A 21,851-nucleotide genomic window follows, 5' to 3' on the forward strand; every position below is an offset into this window, starting at 1 on the left:
TGACAGCGATGATTCTGGAAGTGTCGATTTGATTGAAAATGACAGCGATGATTCTGGAACTGTTGATTTGATTGAAAATGACAGCGATGATTCTGGAAGTGTCGATTTGATTGAAAATGACAGCGATGATTCTGGAACTGTTGATTTGATTGAAAATGACAGCGATGATTCTGGAAGTGTCGATTTGATTGAAAATGACAGCGATGATTCTGGAACTGTTGATTTGATTGAAAATGACAGCGATGATTCTGGAACTGTTGATTTGATTGAAAATGACAGCGATGATTCTGGAAGTGTCGATTTGATTGAAAATGACAGCGATGATTCTGGAACTGTTGATTTGATTGACCGTGACAGCGATGATTCTGGAACTGTTGATTTGATTGACCGTGACAGAAATGTTGACGAAAATGAAGCTACTCGCAACCTAAATCCTGTCGAAATTGTTCGCAATCTTGACAGTGTTGGCCCGGTTGCTACCGCTAATGGCACTAACTTCAATGACAACGGTATCGACAAACCAAAGCTAGTTGGAACTAATGGAGATGATTCAATCTTTGGCTATGCAGGAAACGACATATTGTCTGGTCTTGGTGGAAATGACTATTTAGATGGTGGGTTTAACAACGACGTTCTCGATGGTGGCCCTGGTAATGACACTTTATATGGTGGCGCTGGCTACGATTATCTAGTTGGCGGCCCTGGTAACGATCGGCTGATTGGCGGTACTTTAGACGATGCTTTACTTGGCGGTACTGGCAACGACATTCTATACGGCGGAAGCGGTAACGATCAACTTACTGGTTTCGGCTTTGGGCAAAATGAATTCGACATTCTCACAGGTGACATTGGAAAGGACACCTTCGTGTTGGGTGACGTAAATAGCGTTTACTACCTCGGAAAGGGCTACGCCACAATTACGGACTTTAGTTTAGCTCAAACCGATAAAATCCAAATCAAAGGCCTTATCAAAGATGGTTACTCGCTTAAGCTTAACAACTGGGGAGGTGGCAATGCCCAAGACACTGGAATCTTCTACAAGGGTGATTTGATTGGTGTTGTGCAAGACCAAAATATTACCAATCTCAACCCAAATCAGGTGTTCATCACCGCTAGCTAATTAATTGCCTAATTGAGACAGCGCGATCGCCCTTTCAGTCTACAAAGAACTGAGGGCGATCGCTTTTTCTTTTATTGACCCGATCTGCTGGATACTCTCGCATCGGACGCCAGCACCCAAATCTAGACTTGATTGTACGATAACCGCTCTGACTGTCTAGAGGTTGGGTAGAAAACCTGATTTTTGCCTATTTTTGGGGGGCTTGGTCAGAGCGCACCTGATTTTTTCCGATAAAATATCGGTCTAAAAGTAATTTTAGCTAATGTAAATGCCTGATTTTATTCCCCTGGCATATCTGATTATTTAGGGTGAGACTAATGTACATGAAGTGAATTGAATCAAGGCAATAGTAAGCAGAGATTCAAGACTTCTGTTCAATCAATTTAAACACCAAGGAGTATTGAAATGGCAAACATCACCAACATCGTATTCAGTGCAACGAAGGCTACGAACACCAGGAATAGTTGGCGGCTAATGGTGCAGTACGATTGCCAAATTAATGATAAAGAGTTGAAGCTTGACTTCGACTACGAAGACTGGTTCGAGGTGTTGGAGGACGATACTTTCAATGATGACAAGCTGACCGGGAAAGTCGGTATCTCCGTGTTCGATCCCTCCACTAATCTCACCAAGCGGACGCTCGCAGCTATCATCGACGGCGATAAGTTAAACACCGAGCTTGGAAAAGAGGAACTCTACGTTAAGGTTTACCTGAAGAACGATACTCTAGACCTTATATATTCACCGAAAAGGAGCGGCAACTTGTCTCTAAAGCCATAAACCAGACTGAGAAAACAGTCGCCTAACACGGGGTTGCCAAATCAGCCAGGATTGATGCCAATCGCCTGAGTGCGACAGAGGCAACCCCTAAACATCGTTAGATTACCTGAGTTGGTATAGGACATCAAGACAGCGCGATCGCCCTTTCAGTCTACAAAGAACTGAGGGCGATCGCTTTTTCTTTTATTGACCCGATCTGCTGGATACTCTCGCATCGGACGCCAGCACCCAAATCTAGACTAGATTATACAAAAACCGCTCTGACTGTCTAGAATTTGACTAAAAAACCTGATTTTTTCCTATTTAATCCCCTGGCACATCTCATTATTTTGCGAAACAATGATTGATATCAAGCAAGTTGTCAGGAATTAATTCTATGCAGAAACGTAACTTATCAACTCGTCCACTTTTTGCCTTGGGCGTTCTGGCTTCCAGTGTTTTTCTAGCTTCTACTTTATCTACGTTGACCAGTATTTTCGTATCCACACCAACAGCACTGGCAAACAATGCCGAAGGCAACTATTCGTTTCCGGGTCGTGCAGAGGATCTCAAATCGGGTGAATACTGGTCTGTCTCTAAGAAAATTCATTCCGAATCAGGTGCTCAAAAGCTTGGCTACGATATGGGTGTTATTCGCTTTGATGCTGGTAGCAAGCACTGGACTGCTAACAAGGTTGATACTAATGGAAGCGAGAACGCACATCGCTTAATCTACGGTAAACCAGTTTACGCAGTTGCTGATGGTGAAGTAGTTAAGTGTTGGCGCAACGCACCGGAAAACCCGCGTCCTGGTGAGAGTCATCCTGGTCGCGCATCCAACCCTAAGACGATAGGAGGCGGTGGCAATGCTCTGTGGGTCGATGTTGGTAATGGAGAAACCATTTTATACGCCCACTTTAAACCAGGAACAATCCCTACCTCTGTTTGTCCAATTTCAAAGCAGTTCATGACTGATGCGAGCAACGACTCGGAGGCTACGCTGTCTCCTGGTAATCGTCCCAAGTTAAAACGAGGGCAGTTCATCGGAGAGGCTGGAAACTCTGGCGCGTCAAGCGGGCCCCACTTGCACATTCATAAGAGCAAAGGCAATACTCCTCTACCCCTATCTTTTGAGAGTGCCTGGACAAAAAGCACTCAAAAGCAGGAAGATTCAGTCCAAGATTGGACGCGCTTGACTAATGCACCATTGCCAGCCGGTCCGATCGCCATTTTGCCTAACTATTCCAAAAGCTTGGCAGAGATTGCCAGACACGGTGTACCTGCAAGCGCTTATCAATTCACCTTCGATCGGATTACGGGATCTGGGTATCGTCCTGCATGGATCGACGGCTATAACGTTAATGGCAAGACGTACTTCAACACTGTCTTCCGTCCGGCTGACACCACCCCGTGGGTGGCAAAGTATGGGTTGACTGCCTCACAGTATCAAACAGAGTTCAACCAACGAATCCCACAAGGCTTTGTACCGGAGCAAGTCGAGAGCTACCTCGACGGAAACAATATCCGCTATGCTGCCATTTTCGTCAAGAAAGGTGGCCCTGCTTTTAAGGCAGATCGCGGAAAGACAGCAGAGGAGCATCAGAAGCTCTTCGACTCTTATACGAAGGAAGGCTTTATTCCAGTCAATATCTCAGTAGTTTCAGTCGGTGGACAGCGGTACTACACGACTCTGTATGAGAAGGTCAATGTTGGAAGCTTCGAGGCACGGTCTTTTTTGACTGTGAGCGAGTACCAGTCTGAGTCTGACCAGAATAAGGCAGCGGGGCGGCAGCTTGTTTACCTCAATGCCTACACCCACGGGGGTGGTGTGCGCTTCTCAGCAATTTGGCAGTCGGGGGTGTCCGGGGCTTTTGTTGCCCGTCACGGATTGAGCGGTTCAGAGTATCAAGCCGAATGGAATAAGTTGAGCAACCAGGATTACCTGACCCCTTTGGTAACAGGCTACGAAGACGGCAATAGTGCCAACTTCGCAGCGGTCTGGAGAAAGTAGTAATCTCTGTTAAATTCTGAACTTAGCTCCTAGAGGAAATTAAGACAGCGCGATCGCTCTTCCAGTCTCCAAGGAACTGAGGGCGATCGCTTCTACTTCAAATTTTGAACCAACCAAGTTCTAAGGATTAAATTCCATGTGCAAACATCAATTATCCGTTAGTTCCTTAATTGCTGTCAGCCTAATTGCAACCAGTTCCTTGCTACCCTTAGCACCCGCCTTGACAGAGACTTCTGATTTGAAAGAAGTAAATAATATCCCCATCACAGGTTCTGGCGACCCCCAACTTGAACCAATTTTACAATCCCTCACCGAGTTTATGCGTCATCGTTGCGTTGGGGCGGCTGTACTGGGTGTTTCTGTCAAAGGGAAACCTGTAGGTGTTTGGGGTTTGGGGCGCATGAATGGCAGATCTACAAATAACTGGGATGCCGCCTGCGGCGACGATATGAATGCCCCTCTCGCTCCTGTCGTACCACCAAATACGCCGATGCGAATTGGTAGTATTTCTAAACCCGTAACTTTTGCAATGGTACGTTGGGCGTTAAAAAAAGTCGCCAAAGATAAAGCCGATCTGGAATTAACAGACGAGCAAATTGAAGGGTTGAAATTATTTGACCCGCAACACTATCCGCCCCTAATTCCTGGTACAAATAAACCTTACCCCGTCGCAATAATTCCTAAAGATGTGTATGAAGTCTTTTCGGGAAAAGTCAAATACTCCGTAGCCATAAAAGACGGCTTTAAGTATGGCGGTAACAAGGAAAAAGAAAAACTTTGTGCCGATTTAACATCAGGGTACGCAGATCGACAATGGCAGTCAGTCACTCTCGGTCATTTTTTATCTCATCGGGCTGGACTTCAAAGGAGCGGGCTAAATCTCGAAAACGACATAGTTCCTAATTTTCCTATTATCCGCAAACTGACAACAAAAGCTGATTTCCAAAATCAAGAAAATCTACTCAGCCAACAGTGGGAAAGCCAAACTATCAATTCAGCAAAAAGCAAACTTGGCTTAAATTTCGACAAAAATGGCTACTTCATTCCTGAAATCATGCTATCAGAAACTATGATGGTATTGGCAGGGCGCTGCTTGCGGTATCCTCTAGGAAAGTATAGCTATTCCAATACTAGCCCAGCCTTTCCTACTATTATTTTGAAAGAACTAATGGCATCTGGCAAGTACGGAGCGGATTTATTAGGTAAGCCAGAAAGTCACAAAGGTTCGGCTTTACAGGTATTTTTCCAAACTCAACTAGGCGTAACGACTACAGCTACAGAAGGGGTATTGATTACACCTGGGGTACAAAATTTTCCGGGCGATCGCGAACCGAAAAAACGTCATTGGAATGGCAAAAATTACTATGGAACTAAATGGGATGTAAAGCGCCCCCACTGCTTATGGACAGGACAATTCTGTGATTTTACTAGCTGGATAGACAAAAAACCTGGCACTATTAATTGGTCATGGAATTTGCAGCAAGTGCCGTTTCCTTATAGTGGCTCAGGGCTCATAAATCCTGGTACGGGTTCTCTCGCCGTAGAACCAAAAGCTTTTCTGAAGTTTATGTCGGAATATTGGGTAGGAGGTTATGATTCTAACCCCTATATCGGTGAAAAGCGCAATAACACATGGACTCGATATACTGGACACACGGGAGCCTATGACGGCGCTTATGCTTGGGCAATTCATCTAGGGGGTAGTAATAATCCTAAAAATTGGAAATTACCGCCACGAGATCCACAAGGAGGCATCCTGGATGTCTTTGACAAAGAGAAATTACAAACTTACCAAACTTCTCTTCCAGATGGTGTAGATATCTTCGTTGCTGTTAACCAGCGGGCAGATAGAAAATGCGTTGAAGCCGATCGAGTCAATACCAAAGAGAAAGGTTACAACTGTGGTGATGCCTATGGTTTGTTGAATAAATTTATTCTCTACGGTGCTTCGCGGGTGAATTGGGTGCAGGTTAACACCATCGATGATATCAGTAATTAAGTTCCTGGCAGCAGTCCGGCAGGGGTTTAAACCCCTGCCGATGGAGCGAAAGTCCTCTCAAAGAGGACTGAATAGTTTTTATTCGTTTACTCGTTAGGAATGAAAATTAAATAACTTAAGCGATTTCCTTATTTTCCTTGTTACCAGGCTCTGCCTGGTAACGCAGATCTTGAGGCTCTGCCTCATTTTACCTCGCAGCTTATAGCAAAAAGGATCGTAGGAGGTGTTTAAGTTATTAAGTTTTCGTTCCTTAGCAGGATATGCCTCGAATTTACCCTTTGCAGGTGAGGCAGAGACTGGAAGAGCGATCGCGAAAATTCAACTGTTATTTGGTTAAGTTATCTCAACTGTAAATTATCAAGGAGATCGCAAAATGCACTCGCAAACTACCTACTTTAGATTCTCTCTCCTGTTATCATGTATCCTTTTTCTAGGTATTGCACCTTTTACTTGGATTGCATCCTTGTTTGTACCCGGTCTTTGGAATCAAGGGATTGGAATTTCTTCCATATTTGTTGTGGCACTACTCAATTTAGCTATTACTACTGGGTGCGTTTTTTACTATAGGGTATCTATCAATTCTCGCGGCATAAAATGTACTACTTTTTGGGGCAAGCTTCATTTTGTAGAATGGTCAACCATTCGTGGCGCAAGGTTTTATAGTGGATTTTTGACATCAGGATTAAAGTTTATCTTGATATCGACAACCAAAGTATCACAAGATTTATGGTTGCCCTTATTGCTCAACGATCTGTCTCATTTTGAACAGTTGGTTTCAAAATATGCGGGTACAAGTAACCCACTTGTGAAGCGGTTAAAGGAACGAAATACCATTGCTTATTTGTTAAAGGAAGCAGAAGCTAAAATTAAATTTGCGTGGGAAGCAGGAATAGTTTACGGTACTATAAATCTGATATTTGTATTTTTATCCTTAGCAGGATACGACTTGACTGGTTTCGGTTTAATGAACGCATCAGCACTTCTAGATGTTTGTCTGATTTTTTGTCTATCATTTGGGATTTATAAAAAAAGCAGAGTTGCTGCTGTAATTATGCTGGTTTATTTTCTCTTAAGTAAAGCTTGGATTGCAATCGGACTAAAAATATTTCCAGGAGTTATATCATGGTTTTTTCTCATCTTATTCTTAGGAGGTGTCCAAGGTACTTTTACGTATCGCAAACTGTCAAAATCTTAGTTGACGGTATACTGATATCATGTTCGATCGATCGACCATAATATCCTGGCCGGGGCGGGTTTTTGAGATTGTCAATTATTGGCGGGTATTGTTGGTGAACCCGCCCCTACGGAAATCGCGATCGATATCACTCAGGTGTTTACCTGTTTTTTTGAAAAAAACTGCATCTATCAGCAAAATTATTAGCTTCTTGAGGATGAGTTGCAAAATAATCTCTTAACCACAGACATCCCTTGGCGATTAAACTATCTAAATCGCGGTCTAAATTCCACAGCTTTACCGTACCATCAGCACTAGCAGAAGCTAAAGTTTTGCCATCGGGACTAAAACTGAGACTCATCATTCTGCCGCTATGTCCTTTGAGCGTTTGGATTTCGGTTCCCGATTCAATATTCCACAGCTTTACTATGCCTTCTCCAGCAGAAGCTAAAGTTTTACCATCGGGACTAAATGTAACGCTTCTGACCCAACTTCCATCTCCTTCCAGAGTTTTTCGTAAAGTCTTATCAGCGACATTCCACAACTTAATGCTACCGTCAGCGCTAGTAGTTGCTAGCATCTTGTTATCTGGACTAAAACTAAGACTTGTCACCCAACCCCCGTGGTTTCCACTCAAGAGTTGATTGCCATTTTCTACATTCCACATCTTTACGGTGTTATCAGCACTACCAGAAGCAAGCAGCTTCCCGTCTGGACTGAAACTAACAGTCAAAATATTGCCGCGATCGCCTTTTAATGTTCTGAGTAAAATGCCATTCTCCGCATTCCATAATTTCACCGTGCGATCGCTACCACCAGATGCGATAATCTTGCCATTGGGACTATAACTAACGCTCTTAATTTTGTTGCCATTATCTGGAAAACTTTTCAGCAACATCCCACTTTCCACATTCCACAACTTCAACGTACCGTCATCGCTAGCAGAAACCAGAATCTGGCCATCAGGGCTAAAACTAATACTCCAAACATGGCTGCTATGACCTTTGAGAGTCAAAATTTCCTTGCCATTTTCGACATTCCACAACTTGACTGTATAATCAGCACTCGCAGATGCCAAAATTTTACCATTCGGACTAAAACTGATACTCAAAACAGCTTTACGATGGTTTGCTAAAGTTGAAAATCGAGCTGTTTCTAAAGCCCACAATTTGATGATGTTGTCGTTACCACCGGAAGCGAGAATTTTGCCATCTGGGCTGAAACTAACGCTCATTACCCTGGCATTATGACCGCTGAAAGTTTGTAGTTGAATCCCCTCTAAATTTTCGACATTCCACAGTTTCACCAAACCATTTTCACTGGAGGATGCCAGAGTTTTGCCATCAGGACTAAAATGAACATCCCAAAGTACTCCCCCATGTCTGAAGGCTTTGATTAACTTGCCATCTTCTAGATTCCATAACTTGATTGTACCGTCTTCACCGACAGAGGCGAGAATTTTGCCGTTGGGACTAAAATCGGCACTTCTAACAAGGGGGCGATTGTGTTTGAGGGTTTTTAATAAAGTTCCATCGGGGACATTCCACAACTTTACCGTACCATCCTGACTGGTAGAAACGAGAATCTTACTATCGGGACTAAATTTAACGGATGTTGCCCAACCGTTATGGGCTTTGATACTTTTTAATTCAGTTCGCTCTAAGGCATTCCACAACTTCACAGTGCCGTCAGAACTAGAGGAAGCCAGCATCTTACCATCAGGGCTAAAACTCACACTTCTCACCCAATCTTTATGGGCTTTAATTGTTTTGATTAACTCGCCCGTTTCTACATACCAAAGTTTGAGTGTGCCGTCATCGCTGGCAGATGCAAGCATCTTGCTATCGGGACTAAAACTAACGCTCCAAAGATTACCTTGATGACCAGAAAGAGTTTGTCTCAGTTTTCCATTTTGGACGTTCCACAACTTTACTGTAAAGTCCTCGCTCGCAGAAGCAATAGTTTTACCATCTGGGCTAAAAATGACTTTTCTAACATTAGCTGCATGACCTTGGATTTGATTAATTTCTCTAACGTTATAAACGGCTTGCTGTAGCGCCACGATCGCCTGTTCTTTTAAATCATTTTTGACCGCTCCATATTTTTCTAATTCCTGGAGTTTTTGTGTTGCCTTTAGTGCTGCTATGAGTGCTTCAAATGGGTTTAATTCAAAGGTTGTTTTTGACGTAAAAACGTGCAACTCTACTTCTTTATGGAGCAGCGATCGCTCGGTTTTTGATAATTGTACTTGGATCGCCACTGCTGCGATTAAAGATATTGCCGAAATTCCTGAACCAATGCCAATAATTCTTTGGGCTGTGCGTTTGGCTTTGGTTAATTTAGCGGTTGCTTGTTGTTGTGCTGTGGTTAAAGTATCGTTGGCTTGAGCTAAGATATTACCTTGTTCTTCTTTAACGGTTAAAGCTTGTTGAACTTCTCGTTTATCTAAATCTTGACTAGCCACTAAAAAACGATAATCGAGCGGACTTAAACTTTGATTATTTGACCAATAAAGTGCATCTTGTAAGGCTTGCCCTCGTAAAAGTCGCGATTCATCTTGATAATTGGAAGCTACCCAAGCATTAAAAGCCTGGGAGTAAGGACGGAGCTTTTCTAATTGTTTCTCTACCCACTCCCAATTAAAAACTTGTTCGTAAATCCGGTTGTAAACTTTTAATTTTCCCTGCTGTTGCACGACTAAACCTGATAGTCGCAATTCTGTTTGTTCGGGACTGCCATCGGCAAGAATCCCCAGGGGTAGGCACGGGGGCACTCCCTCCGCTAAACGCTGGGCCCCTACAAAACCGTGGTTTTCCTGAAATGGCTGTAGGGGCAATCCCCCCGCGATCGCCCTCTCGTTAATGGGTTGGGGGGGGTTCATGGATTCCAAAATTTGCTGGTAAAGCCCCAGTAACTGTCCGGCTTTTTGCTGATTTCTCAACAGTCGATCGCGAATAGTTTTCAAATGCTCCGGCTCATCCTGAGATTCCCAATTCTCAATAACTCGCAACCTTACCAACCCCTCAAATCCCTCTGTGCCTCTGTGGTTAACTTTATTTAACTCATTTTCCAACACCAACTTGCACAGCTTTTGCGTCAAAAAAGGTTGTCCCCCCGTCCAGTCTAGTATTTGGGCGATCGCACTTTCAGGATTGCCCACCAACCCTTGCCAACCGTCAATTAAAGGCTGCACTTCATCAAGTTTAAAACCGTCTAAATTTATCGCCTTACCAATATTAAAAGGAGTTTGAGTTTTATCGGCAATCAAATCTGAAGGTGTTGCCACTCCTAGTAGCGCAAAAGTCAGTTTGCGGTAGAGAGGATTGTCAACTCTTCGATTGTAAAACCAACGGATTAGAGCGAAAAACTCATCCGCAGAAAAGTTCATGCTCAACACTCGATCTATCTCATCAATAAAAATAACTATATTTTGGGAAATCTCAACTAAAATAACTTCTTCAATAAACAAACTAAACCGCTGGAGAGGCGATAATAAGTCACGGCGATCGCGCCACCAATTCCGCCAATTAATTTTATTGCTTAGCTGGCAGCTACTTACCAAAGAATTAATCATTCCAGCATACCATTTTTCGGGAGTGACATCTTCCTTACCAATCCCAGTTAAATCGATACAAGCGCAAACAGTACCTTCAGCTTGCAGCCGGCGCATCGCCCGCACCCGCAAACTAGATTTACCCATTTGGCGTGAATTTAAAACATAACAAAACTCACCGGCTTTCAAATTTTTGTAAAAGTCCGAGTCTGCTTGCCGCGTCACGTAACTCGACGCATCTGCTGGGAGACTGCCGCCAATCTGATATTCATTGCTAACTGGAGATTCTTTCATGATTGCTTACACCCAAATCTAGATTAGATTGTACGATCGCTACCGTGATGGTCTAGAGGCTGGGCAAAAAACCTGACTTTTTCCTATATAGATTTTTATGGGAGATGATTGAGCCTGATTTATTCCTATAAATTAGGAGATTCAAAAGATTTATCAGTCGATATAAAACCTGATTTTATCCCCATTGTTATTCTCATTTTTTGAAAAGAAACTTGTAAGTAAAGCAAGCTTTTCTGATTCAAAACCTGCTCGGTTCCCATATTAAGGAGATACTACCAGGCAAGAAAAGTGAGTAAGTCAATAAGTAGATCCCTCATGGACAACATCAATATGCCAGAAGTCACAGAGCAAAACCAAGGAAAACCTCAACCTAAGCTGACACCAGTGGAGCGGTTCGAGAAGCAGGTGACAAAAAACCCAGTTGAAAACCCGCTTGTGCCGGCGATTATGCACAGTATCGAGCGCTATCTTCAGGGCACTACTGACCTAGACCGCATAGATCGTATTGTTCAGAACGCCTTCAAAAGCCACCCATCCATCAACCAGGAGATGCTGCAAACTGCACTCAGCAACTGGAAGGCGATTCCTGAGCGCACAAATAATATAGTCACGCCTGCTGAACTGCGCGACTTGCCTTCGGAGAGGAAGCTTCCTCTGGACGGTTTACGTGCTGCCCTTGACCGGGTTACCCTGGATAGTCCCTCTACTTTAACGATTGAAGAAGACCATAAGCGCAAGGGATTACCTTACATTCAAGCTGTCTTCGGTTCTTCGTCTGCGGCACTCCCCGCCGAAGGGATGCACCTTCTCGAGCGCGGAAAAACTTTCACGCTCGAAGGCGCGAATATCCCAGATGACATTGAGAAGATCGAGATTCACTTCCTCCAACCTGGAGAAGAGGATACTGCGACAGCCCCGGAGGTTGTTGCCACAGTTTCTGCGCTGAGGGCAATCAAGAGTGGAACAAGCACCACGGTTGTGGCTCAGATGCCTGATAACATCGACTTTGGCAACTACAAACTTCAAGTCGAGGTGATAGGTCGAGGCAAGAGTAACCCGATGTGGGCTGGCGTTGGCGACTTCAAAGGAATTCCAGATCCACAAATCACCAGAATCAGCCCTAATGCTGTATACCCTGGCGGTCAAGCAACTATCTCTGGCTCCCGTTTGCCCAAAGATGCCATTATGGGCTGGGAATCCCTCGAAGATCTAGGAATCAAGTATACCAACAAGCCTACTCAATACGTGAGCGGCTCGCAGTTAAAGCTGACTGTACCCCAAGGTATCTTGCCAGGTAAATATCGAATCGCCGTTGTAGCAAAAGGTTCGACAGTACCAAGTAACTGGGTGAACATCACCGTGCTTGCTCCTCACTACCGGGTGGAGTTCAGGAAGCTGAAGTGCCTAGACGAGTCTTTCAGAGGGATTAACGAAAAAACCTTGGGTGATGACGAGATTGTGACCGTTTGGGGAATCAACGCTGACCCTAATTATACTTGGATAAAACGCACGAAGGAACCATACGAAAATTTTTCCGATGGAGTAGAGCAAGCCTACAAACCCGAGCATCAGTGGATTTTCCCCCCCACCTTCAAAGAACCCTACGTACCCAAGGCACAGGCAATTAAGCGGTATCTAGTGGTAAATACCACCCTGTGGGAATGGGATGATGATAGTGCTAAGGCATGGGCTACGGCACTTGACGTTGTGGGAGATGTAGTTACAGGCATTCTTGAGGAGCTTGGGTATGGCGTCATTGGTCAGATTGTAAACTTTGTCCTGGATGCCATTGCCAAGATCATCAATTTGTTTGGCGGAAAACCTGACTGGTTGGGCATCAAGGAGTTGGCGTGGACTGCCGTCGATTTGCAAAAGCTGACAGCCAACAAGCAATCCGTATCGGGTGAGCTTGACTTCATTAACAGCGACGCAGATGGAAGCTACAGGGTCAGCTATAAAGTGTACCGGGAGAACCCTTCTGACTAACCACTTGGAGGTGAGTGGCAGCAGCTACTCGCCTCCTTGGTTACGTCTTCACACCGCCAAATAATACCAATTCACTAAAAGCTCAATACATATCTGGAGTCGGGAAAAATTACCGCCACGAGATCGACAAGGACGCATTTTGGATGGAGACAGACTTACCAAACTTCTCTTCCACAGGACTTACGCAAATGGCACATATGGTAGGGTGCGTCAGAACCTGAAACCCTCGATAATCGTTGTAAAAGTTCGTCGATCCGCACCCTACAAGTCGATTTGAGTGTGACAGTTACGTCAGCCATATTCCAGATGGTGTTGATATCTTCCTTGCTGTTAACCAGTGGGCAGATAGAAAATGCGTTGAAGCCGATCGAGTCAATACCAAAGACAAAGGTTATAACACACGACAGAAATACTCGCGGTACAAATTGCAGCGCGGTATCACATAATTGTTTTGCCGCCGCACCAGTCCCATGCTGTGCAATTTGTAAATTTGCATCGAATCTAATTCCACCGGTTCGGCAGAATTAACAACTTTTTTCAAAGCTGAAGCTAATTCGGGATTTTGTTGGAGAATTTCTAAATGCCTCCGCAAGTGATTGCTGTAAATTCCAGATTCTGATGCGGCATTTTCTAATAGCTGAGTTAATGAGATTTTGCCACAACTCACCTCATACATTGCCAATCTTACTAAATAAGGATGTCCGCCGATCGCACTTATCAACTCTCGCAACTCGACATCACCCCAATCCAAGCCGTGAACCCCAGCTAAATCGTGGATTTGCTGGCTGTCAAACTCCAGCAATTCCACGGGGACTCCCGCATTAAACGGAGATTGGTTCATATCCAAAGGAATATAAACTTCCGTAGAATGCGCCATTACCAACCGCAGATTTTTCCAAATATCCGAAATTTTGGCTTTTTCGTGCCAGCTTCGCAGCATCCCCAGAAAGTCCTCAACTACTTCTGTGTGGGGAAATATGCGATCGACTTCATCCAATCCCAACACTAGAGGAGTTGCTGTTTGGGCCAGCAAATACTCTTCAAAGTATACCGTACAGTTATCGTTGCTGCCTAAAATATCGGTATCCCAATACTCGTTTAATTTGTTTTCTAACTTTAACTGTCGGCTGACCATCAAACACAACCAGCGCAGAAATTTATCGAGATTTGTTAAGATTCCTCGATCGGCCGCGCTCAAATCTAAATAAACTGCATGATAATTTTCCCGGACAGCCCGATCTAAAATCCGGGTCATCAGTGAAGTTTTACCCATCATCTCCGGTGCTTTAATCCGAATCAGAGAACCGGGTTTGACAACGGTTTCATAGCAAAGAGCATCAATGTTGAAACGCTCTATATAAAAAGGTGAATCTAAGGCTACTGAACCTTCGGGAAACTGCAAATTTGCCGCCGTCGGTAATGTTGGCAAGGGCGGATTTGCGTGAAGAGATGGAGTTGGTTCTGCTTCATAAGCTCTCCTCAAAGCTTCTTTAAAGTTTTTCTTGGTAATTCTTTCTCCCAAGGCTTCTGAAAGCTTGTGCCACAATTTGTTACCGACATCTTTGTTGAGGTATTCAGCGCTGTAGCCGTAAGCCTTGGCGATTTCATCGTAACTTTTGCCTTCCCAAGAACCTTGGAGGACTTTCATTTCGATGTCGCTGAGATATTTGCCGGTGTTTTGAGCAAAAATGCGATCGGCTGATTCTTTGGTTTTGCTCCAAGATAATTCTAATTCTGAGTTCATGGGCTCGGCCGGTGAGTACGTATATACGTATGTATGCAGACTCTTGCAAGAGAGGAGTTGTTCCTCTATCGGGAAATCACCCTGACTTTTCCCTATTTTAACTGATTTCACCTGAGTTGTTACTGTAAATCCTGGTTGAAATACCTGATTTTATTCCCCTGGTCGGTTTTATGCTTAGAAAATAAGCTGGTTTTGAAGCAAGTTGATTGGCGATCGCCCGTAAGCCTTGCTTGCACCTATTGGATCGCACTAAGCAAAGCTGCACCTCGCAAACACCAGGGTAAAAGGATAAAATTTATGGCTGCTACCATTACCGTCAATAGCACAGATGACTCCAATCTTAGAAATGCCACCCTCACTCTCAGAGAGGCAATTCTGGTTGCTAATGGCACTCTCAATTTTGCTGCTTTGACAGCGACAGAACAAGCACAAATTAACGGCACTGTCGGTACTGGTGCCGATCGCGACACAATCGCCTTTAACATCGGGGCGATCGGTTCTCAGCAATTAATTCAGCCTGCATCCGCACTGCCACAAATTTCCGATCGAGTTGTCATCGATGGCTGGAGTCAAGGCGGCGCGGGCTATAACGGTTTGCCGCTGGTGGAAATCAGCGGCCCGGGAATTTCGATTGTCGGACTTGATATCACTGCTGGAAACAGTATCGTGCGAGGTTTAGCCATCAACAAATTTGACTTGGCAGGTATCCGCTTGCAAAGCAATGGCAGCAACGAGATCGCCAGCAACCACATCGGTACCGATCTTACGGGTACGATCGCTAAAGGCAACCGCAGGGGGATCTGGATAGATGGCGTTCCAGATAATCGGATCGAGAACAACTTAATCTCTGGCAACAACAATTTTAATAGCGGGCTTGGCATCGAGATTTCCGGCATCGCTGCGCGCAACAACCAAGTAATCCGCAACCGTATTGGCACTGATGTTACTGGTACTGCTGCGATCGGCAACAACGCTGGCATCAGCATCCGCAATGCGCCTGAAAACTTGATTCAGGACAACCTGATTTCTGGCAATGTGGGCATCGGTAGCGGAATTTCGATTAACGGCCCAACTGCCAATCAAAATCGAGTTGTCGGCAACCTCATCGGCACTGATATCACCGGTAATGTAGCGCTAGGAAACAGTACCTATGGCATCTCTATTGGCAGCGCTTCTAACAATATTATCGGTGGAAGGACGCCTCAAGAACGCAATATCATTTCTGGCAGTCAAACTGCGGGTATTTTTTTTGCATATGGGCCTGCAATTTTAGGCGAACCTTCAGGCGGTGTACCTGCGACAAACCGAGTTGTCGGCAACTATATCGGCACAAATATCAGCGGTACTGCCGCTTTGGGAAATCCGATCGGCGTCGTTATCGCTGCTGGCGAAAGCAACATCATCGGCGGGACGACACCGCAAGAACGCAATGTCATTTCCGGCAATCAAATGGGCGTCTATTTCCTTGGCGACCAGACAACTAACAACCGCGTTATCGGCAATTATATCGGCACGCAAGCTGACGGCAGCACTCCTTTACCCAATACTTTGTACAGCAACGTCGTAGCTTTAAAGGCTGGTGTGAATAACCGCATCGGCGGCACCGCAGCAGGGGAAGGAAATACGATCGCATTTAGCGGTAGCAACGGCATTCAAGTGACTGGTGGCAACGGTTTGGCAATTTTAGGCAATTCCATCTTTTCTAATAATGGTTTAGGCATCGATCTCGATAACGATGCCGATGGCTTAACTAGCGACGGCGTTACCCCAAACGACTTGGGAGACGGGGATACAGGCGGAAACGGTTTGCAAAATTTCCCGGTGTTAACTTCTGCAACTGCTAGCGGTGGCAACATTACGATTAGCGGCACTCTCAACAGCATTGCCAATACAACTTTCCGCGTCGAATTTTTTGACAATACTGTTTTAGATCCCAGCGGTAACGGCGAAGGACAAACTTACCTCAACTTTGTTAATGTCACGACTGATGCTGCTGGCAATGCTAATTTTACATCGCCGCCGTTAACTGCAACAGGGGCGATCGTCACTACTGCGACTAACTTAACGACTAACGAGACTTCCGAATTTTCTCAACCTTCTCCCGGCTTATTGCAATTGAGCAATCCCGCTTACACGGTGAATGAAAACGGTACAGTTGTAGGTGCAGCGATTACTGTCGATCGCATTGCTGGTAACAAAGGTGCTGTTGGCGCAACGCTGACGCTGACGGATGGTACTGCTGTTGCTGCTGACTACACCAATACGCCGATCGCGATTAACTTTGCCGCGGGCGATACGACACCAAAAATTGTGACTATTCCGATCGCAGATGACGCGATCGATGAAGCTGACGAAACGGTTAATTTATCTCTGACTAATCCCACGGGAAATGCTACGGTGGGCGATCGATATAACAATGCAGTTTTGACGATCGCAGATAATGACTCTAATCCCACTCCGACACCAACTCCGACACCAATTCCGACACCAACTCCGACGACAGAAACGCCAACTCCCACACCAACTCCCATAGAAACGCCAACTCCAACACCAACACCAACTCCCACACCAATTCCCATAGAAACGCCAACGCCAACTCCAACTCCAACTCCAATTCCAATAGAAACGCCAACTCCAACGCCAACTCCCACTCCAATTCCAATAGAAACGCCAACGCCAACTCCCACTCCAATTCCGACACCAATTCCGACAGAAACACCAACACCAACTCCAATTCCAATTCCAACTCCAATTCCAACTCCAATTCCAACTCCAATTCCAACCGAAATTCCGACACCAACGCCAATTTCGACACCAACTCGGACAGCAACACCAATTCCCACGCCAACTCCGACAGAAATTCCGACAGAAATTGCCACACCTACTCCAACTCCGATCGAAATTCCCATACCCACTCCAACTCCGACAGAAATTCCGACAGAAATTCCCACACCAACATCAATTCCGACAGAAATTCCGACAGTAGATTGCCCGTGTAATTCTCTATCCATTCCGAATCTCAACCAACCCAATTCTGTAGAAAACAACTCGATCTCAGGCGGAACAGAAGATGATTGGCTGTGTGGCAGCAAGAATCAAGACATTATAATTGGCAATGAAGGAACAGATACATTATTGGGAAATCTGGGAGAAGATTCGCTAGATGGGGGCCCAGGAAACGATTTCCTATTGGGAGGTAAGAATCGAGATTTAATTTTAGGCAGTGAAGGCAACGATACTCTATTGGGAAATTTAGGTGATGATACAGCCTGCGGCGGCGGTGGCAACGATTACTTGCGAGGCGATGAAAATAACGACTTACTTGATGGCTGTGAAGGAAATGATACGATTTTGGGAGGAAAAAACAATGATACTATGTTTGGAGGAGCGGGAGACGACATTTTAAGTGGCGATTTGGGAGATGATGTTTTAATTGGAGGAAGTGGGAGCGATCGTTTTCTGCTTTGGGCAGATTCAGGCATCGATATCATTCTAGATTTTGAACCGCGAAAAGATGCGATCGCCCTTAGTAAAGGTTTGACTTCCTCTCAACTGTCAATTGCTCAAGCCAACAGCGATACCTTCATCCGCTTGACAGCAACAGGTCAAATTTTAGCCACTCTCAATAACCTATCTGTTGCTCAAATCAATTTTGCAGACTTGAACGCACCTAATTCATTCGTCTGAGATATTGCACCATTATCAACAACCTGTAGGGGCGGGTTCGCCAACAGCCTCAAAGGTAGCAGACAGGTTAAATAAACCCGCCCTGCCCCACGGAAAATCCCCAATTAACATTATCTGCGGATAGCAGCGCAGGATTTTCGCAAAAAACCCGGTTTCTGACCACCCGTGCGTAAGTCCTAGGCGGGTTTAACGCAATTGTTGATGTTATATCATGTCCGGTCGATTACCATAACAAAAACGGTTCGTAGTACGGACTTAAGTCCGCATCTTTCAAGGACTAAAGTCCTTACTACAAACCTGACTTATCGCAGTGAATCCACCGGACATGACACCAATGCAACCTGACTTTTCCCAATTCTAATATTTAACTTCCTGATTTATTCCTATTAATTTTTGCCAAACACAATTTTTTAATCATTTAAATTACCTGATTTAATTCCCATTGTCGGTTGCTTTACTAGGGGAGAAACTAAATACATCAAGCAAGTTAGTTGAGTCGTTCTCACCCTTGCACTAATTTTAAAACTACAAGGATCAACCAAAATGTCATCAGTTATCAAAGGCACTGACTTCAACGACAACAACACTGTTAACGGCGACGGTAAACTCCACAAATCCCTAGTAGGAGATGATTGGACAATCGACGGTCAAGGGCAAATTCAGATTTCAAATGATACAATCTACGGCTATAAAGGCGATGATATCTTGTCAGGTCGCGGCGGAGATGACATCCTCTACGGTGGCTTCGGTGGCGATAAGCTAGATGGCGGCGCCGGTAATGATAAATTATACGGCGAAGCTGGCGAGGATTTCCTGTATGGAGGTGGTGGCAAAGATACACTGTCTGGCGGCCTTCATAACGATTATTTATTCGGAGGAAGCGGCAAAGATTATCTGATCGGCGGCGACGGTAACGATTATCTTGACGGTGCTAATTTTTCGGGTGCTGGTAACGGTATCGGCGGTGGTACTGAATCCGATTCTCTCGCCGGCGGCACGGGTGCGGACACATTTGTACTCGGCAATGTTGATAATGTTTACTATCTCGGCACTGGCTATGCTACGATTACGGATTTTACGTTAGGTACTGATAAAATCCAAATTAAAGGCAATCTAGCAGACGGCTATTCCTTGAAAGCTGGCGATTGGAACGGCAACAATGTTCAAGATACTGGTATCTTCTACAAGGACAATTTGATTGGGGTTGTGCGCGACAAAAACTTAACTAATGTTAACCAGAATCAAGTATTTTTGTCCGCGCCTCCCATCCCTCAATAGTCTTAACTTTCGCGACCAAAGGGCGGGCAACTGAGTTCCGCCCTATATTTTTAAACAGGAGTTTTTTATCATGAAACTTGCCGAAAGCCAACACAAAGTCAACCGACTTTTCTACACAACTTTGACCTTAATTGCAGCTAGCTTATTAGGAATTTTGGGAAAGCTTTCCGAGTCCAACAACAACATAGCTTTAGCGGAAGAAACCATCCCCGTTAGCGGTAGTGGCGACGCGCAACTCCAGCCGATTTTGCAATCCCTAACCGAATTTATGCGCTACCGCTGCGTCGGTGCTGCTGTCCTCGGTGTTTCTGTCAAAGGTAAGCCCGTGGGTGTTTGGGGCTTGGGGCGCATGAAAGGCCGATCGACCTTTAACTCAAATCCGGCTTGCGGTGACGACACGCAGGCTCCTCTAAGTGCGATCGTACCCGCAGATACCCCCATGCGGATGGGCAGTATCAGCAAGCCTGTTACCTTTGCCATGGTGCGCTGGGCGCTCAAACAGACGGCGCGCGATCGCACAAATTTAGAACTGACTGACGACCAAATTGAAGGGATGAAATTGTTCGATCCAGAGCATTATCCGCCGCTAATTCCTGGTTTGAACAAACAATATCCAGTAGCGATTATTCCGCAAAACTTGCACGCCGTATTTTCGGGAAAAGTCAAATTTCCAGTTGCCGTGAAAGACAAAAACTGTGCCAATCTCAACAAGGGATTTGCAGACAAACAGTGGCAAAACGTCACCCTCGGACATTTATTATCCCATCGATCGGGACTTCAGCGGAGCGCGCCCAGATACAGTGAAGATATCACCGCAAATTTGCCAGTGCTGCGCAATCTGAAAACCCCAGCCGATTTTAAATCCCAAGAACAGCTACTTGTCAATGAATGGGGGAACAAATCTGTCAGTTCCGCTAAAAATCAACTCGGCATCTCTGCTAACGCAGGCTATTTTTTGCCTAGTGCTACTTTAGAAGAAACTCTGATGGTTTTGGCTGGGCGATGCCTTCAGTATCCTCTCGGTCTATATCATTATTCCAATACCAGTCCGGCATTTCCTACGATTATTTTGCAGCAGTTGGTAGCTTCCGGCAGATATGCTGCTAAAACGGGTAAACTAGAAACTCATCAAGGCTCTGCTTTGGAGGTTTTCTTCAAAACCGAGTTGGGAATTCCTACTACGGCTACAAAGGGAATTTTCATGAGCCAAGGAGTAGAAGATTTTGGCGATCGCGAACCGGAAAAACGTCACTGGAACGGGCAAACTTACTATGGGAAGGGATGGGATTTGAAGCGACCGCACTGCATTTGGAAGGGGAGCTTTTGCGACTTCTCTAGCTGGATAACTCCGAAGCCGGGGACGATAAATTGGTCTTGGAATTTAAGCCAAGTTCCTTTTGCCCGCAGAAGCACAGATTTGAGTCCCGGCACTGGTTCGCTAGCTGCGGAAGCGGGAGTTTTTCTGCAATTTATGTCACAATATTGGGTGGGCGGTTATGAAAATAATCCGCGCATCGGGGAAAAGCGCAATAATGTTTGGAATCGATATACCGCTCACAACGGAGCGCTTGATGGTACTGAGGCTTGGGCAATTCAGTTAGGGGGAAATAATAATCCGAAAGAGTGGAAATTGCCGCCTGTGGACGATAAAGGTCGCATCCTTGATGATTTTGCAAATTTGAAGATGTATGCGGGCGTGTTGCCGGATGGAGTAGATATTTTTGTGGCGGTGAATCAGAGGGCGGATCAGAAATGTGTTAATGCTAAAGGTTACAATTGTGGGGATGCTTACGGACTTTTGAATAATTTTATTTTGTACGGTGTTTCTCGGGTAAATTGGAATATGGTTGCACCCATTGGTGTCAACTTAAGACTAAAACCATTGAAAAATCTCGTTTATAGCCGAGGCCCGATCCCCCTAAATCCCCCTTCTTAAGGGGGACGAAAGAGAAGAATCCTGTCCCCCCCTTAAGAAGGGGGGCTAGGGGGGATCGAGACCTCATGGTCAAACAGCAGTCTGTGACTACCTTTGACCTTAAGTTGACACCAATGGGTTGCACCGAGTGCTGTTGCAAAATAAAAGTTATTGCGCTGTTAGGTGGGCCTTTGGGACTCTACACTTTAACGGCGGCTACAAATATTCTTTGATTAACCGCAGAGAATGCTCTTGAGAACGGTTTGTAGTGAGGACTTTAGTCCGCAAAATCATAGGACTAAAGTCCTCACTACAAACCAGTTTTTATATT

General features: G+C 45.0%; 10 protein-coding genes and 1 pseudogene. 9 read left to right on the top strand and 2 right to left on the bottom strand.

Going from position 1 to position 21,851, the window contains the following annotated elements; all coding sequences use genetic code 11:
- From QUB64_RS22735 to QUB64_RS22755, 5 genes and pseudogenes are all read left to right on the top strand, one after another.
- Positions 1 to 1,120: pseudogene (locus QUB64_RS22735) on the top strand (hypothetical protein); the annotation flags it as partial.
- Between the two features lie 405 nt (positions 1,121 to 1,525).
- Positions 1,526 to 1,900 carry a hypothetical protein gene (locus QUB64_RS22740; protein WP_333278132.1) on the top strand — a complete coding sequence of 125 codons (375 nt, stop codon included), beginning with the start codon at positions 1,526 to 1,528 and terminating at the stop codon, positions 1,898 to 1,900.
- A 376-nt stretch (positions 1,901 to 2,276) separates the two neighbouring features.
- Positions 2,277 to 3,890 carry a hypothetical protein gene (locus QUB64_RS22745; protein WP_333278134.1) on the top strand — a complete coding sequence of 538 codons (1,614 nt, stop codon included), beginning with the start codon at positions 2,277 to 2,279 and terminating at the stop codon, positions 3,888 to 3,890.
- A 136-nt stretch (positions 3,891 to 4,026) separates the two neighbouring features.
- Positions 4,027 to 5,889, top strand: a complete 1,863-nt coding sequence (locus QUB64_RS22750; protein ID WP_333278136.1) for a hypothetical protein — start codon at positions 4,027 to 4,029, stop codon at positions 5,887 to 5,889.
- 373 nt (positions 5,890 to 6,262) lie between these two features.
- Entirely contained in the window at positions 6,263 to 7,084 is an 822-nt protein-coding gene (locus QUB64_RS22755; protein ID WP_333278138.1) for a hypothetical protein, read from the top strand.
- Positions 7,085 to 7,223: 139 nt separating this feature from the next.
- Here the strand turns inward: QUB64_RS22755 and QUB64_RS22760 are convergent, their stop codons facing one another.
- A complete protein-coding gene (locus QUB64_RS22760) occupies positions 7,224 to 10,910 on the bottom strand; it encodes an AAA-like domain-containing protein (protein WP_333278140.1) in 3,687 nt (1,228 codons plus the stop codon).
- A gap of 315 nt (positions 10,911 to 11,225) precedes the next feature.
- On the opposite strand from QUB64_RS22760, the gene QUB64_RS22765 reads away from it, so the two are divergent.
- On the top strand, positions 11,226 to 12,896 hold the full coding sequence (locus QUB64_RS22765; protein WP_333278142.1) for a hypothetical protein: 1,671 nt from the start codon (positions 11,226 to 11,228) through the stop codon (positions 12,894 to 12,896).
- Between the two features lie 391 nt (positions 12,897 to 13,287).
- Here the strand turns inward: QUB64_RS22765 and QUB64_RS22770 are convergent, their stop codons facing one another.
- Positions 13,288 to 14,640, bottom strand: a complete 1,353-nt coding sequence (locus tag QUB64_RS22770; RefSeq protein WP_333278144.1) for an AAA-like domain-containing protein — start codon at positions 14,638 to 14,640, stop codon at positions 13,288 to 13,290.
- 192 nt (positions 14,641 to 14,832) lie between these two features.
- Between QUB64_RS22770 and QUB64_RS22775 the strand changes: the two genes are divergently transcribed.
- From QUB64_RS22775 to QUB64_RS22785, 3 genes are all read left to right on the top strand, one after another.
- Positions 14,833 to 18,327, top strand: a complete 3,495-nt coding sequence (locus QUB64_RS22775) for a Calx-beta domain-containing protein (RefSeq protein WP_333278146.1) — start codon at positions 14,833 to 14,835, stop codon at positions 18,325 to 18,327.
- 543 nt (positions 18,328 to 18,870) lie between these two features.
- Positions 18,871 to 19,605 (top strand): calcium-binding protein, encoded by a 735-nt coding sequence (locus QUB64_RS22780; RefSeq protein WP_333278148.1) that lies wholly within the window; start codon positions 18,871 to 18,873, stop codon positions 19,603 to 19,605.
- A 70-nt stretch (positions 19,606 to 19,675) separates the two neighbouring features.
- Positions 19,676 to 21,541, top strand: a complete 1,866-nt coding sequence (locus tag QUB64_RS22785) for a serine hydrolase (RefSeq protein ID WP_333278150.1) — start codon at positions 19,676 to 19,678, stop codon at positions 21,539 to 21,541.
- Positions 21,542 to 21,851: the final 310 nt, after the last annotated feature.

This window comes from Microcoleus sp. Aus8_D2 (assembly GCF_036702665.1).
Classification (GTDB): domain Bacteria; phylum Cyanobacteriota; class Cyanobacteriia; order Cyanobacteriales; family Microcoleaceae; genus Microcoleus.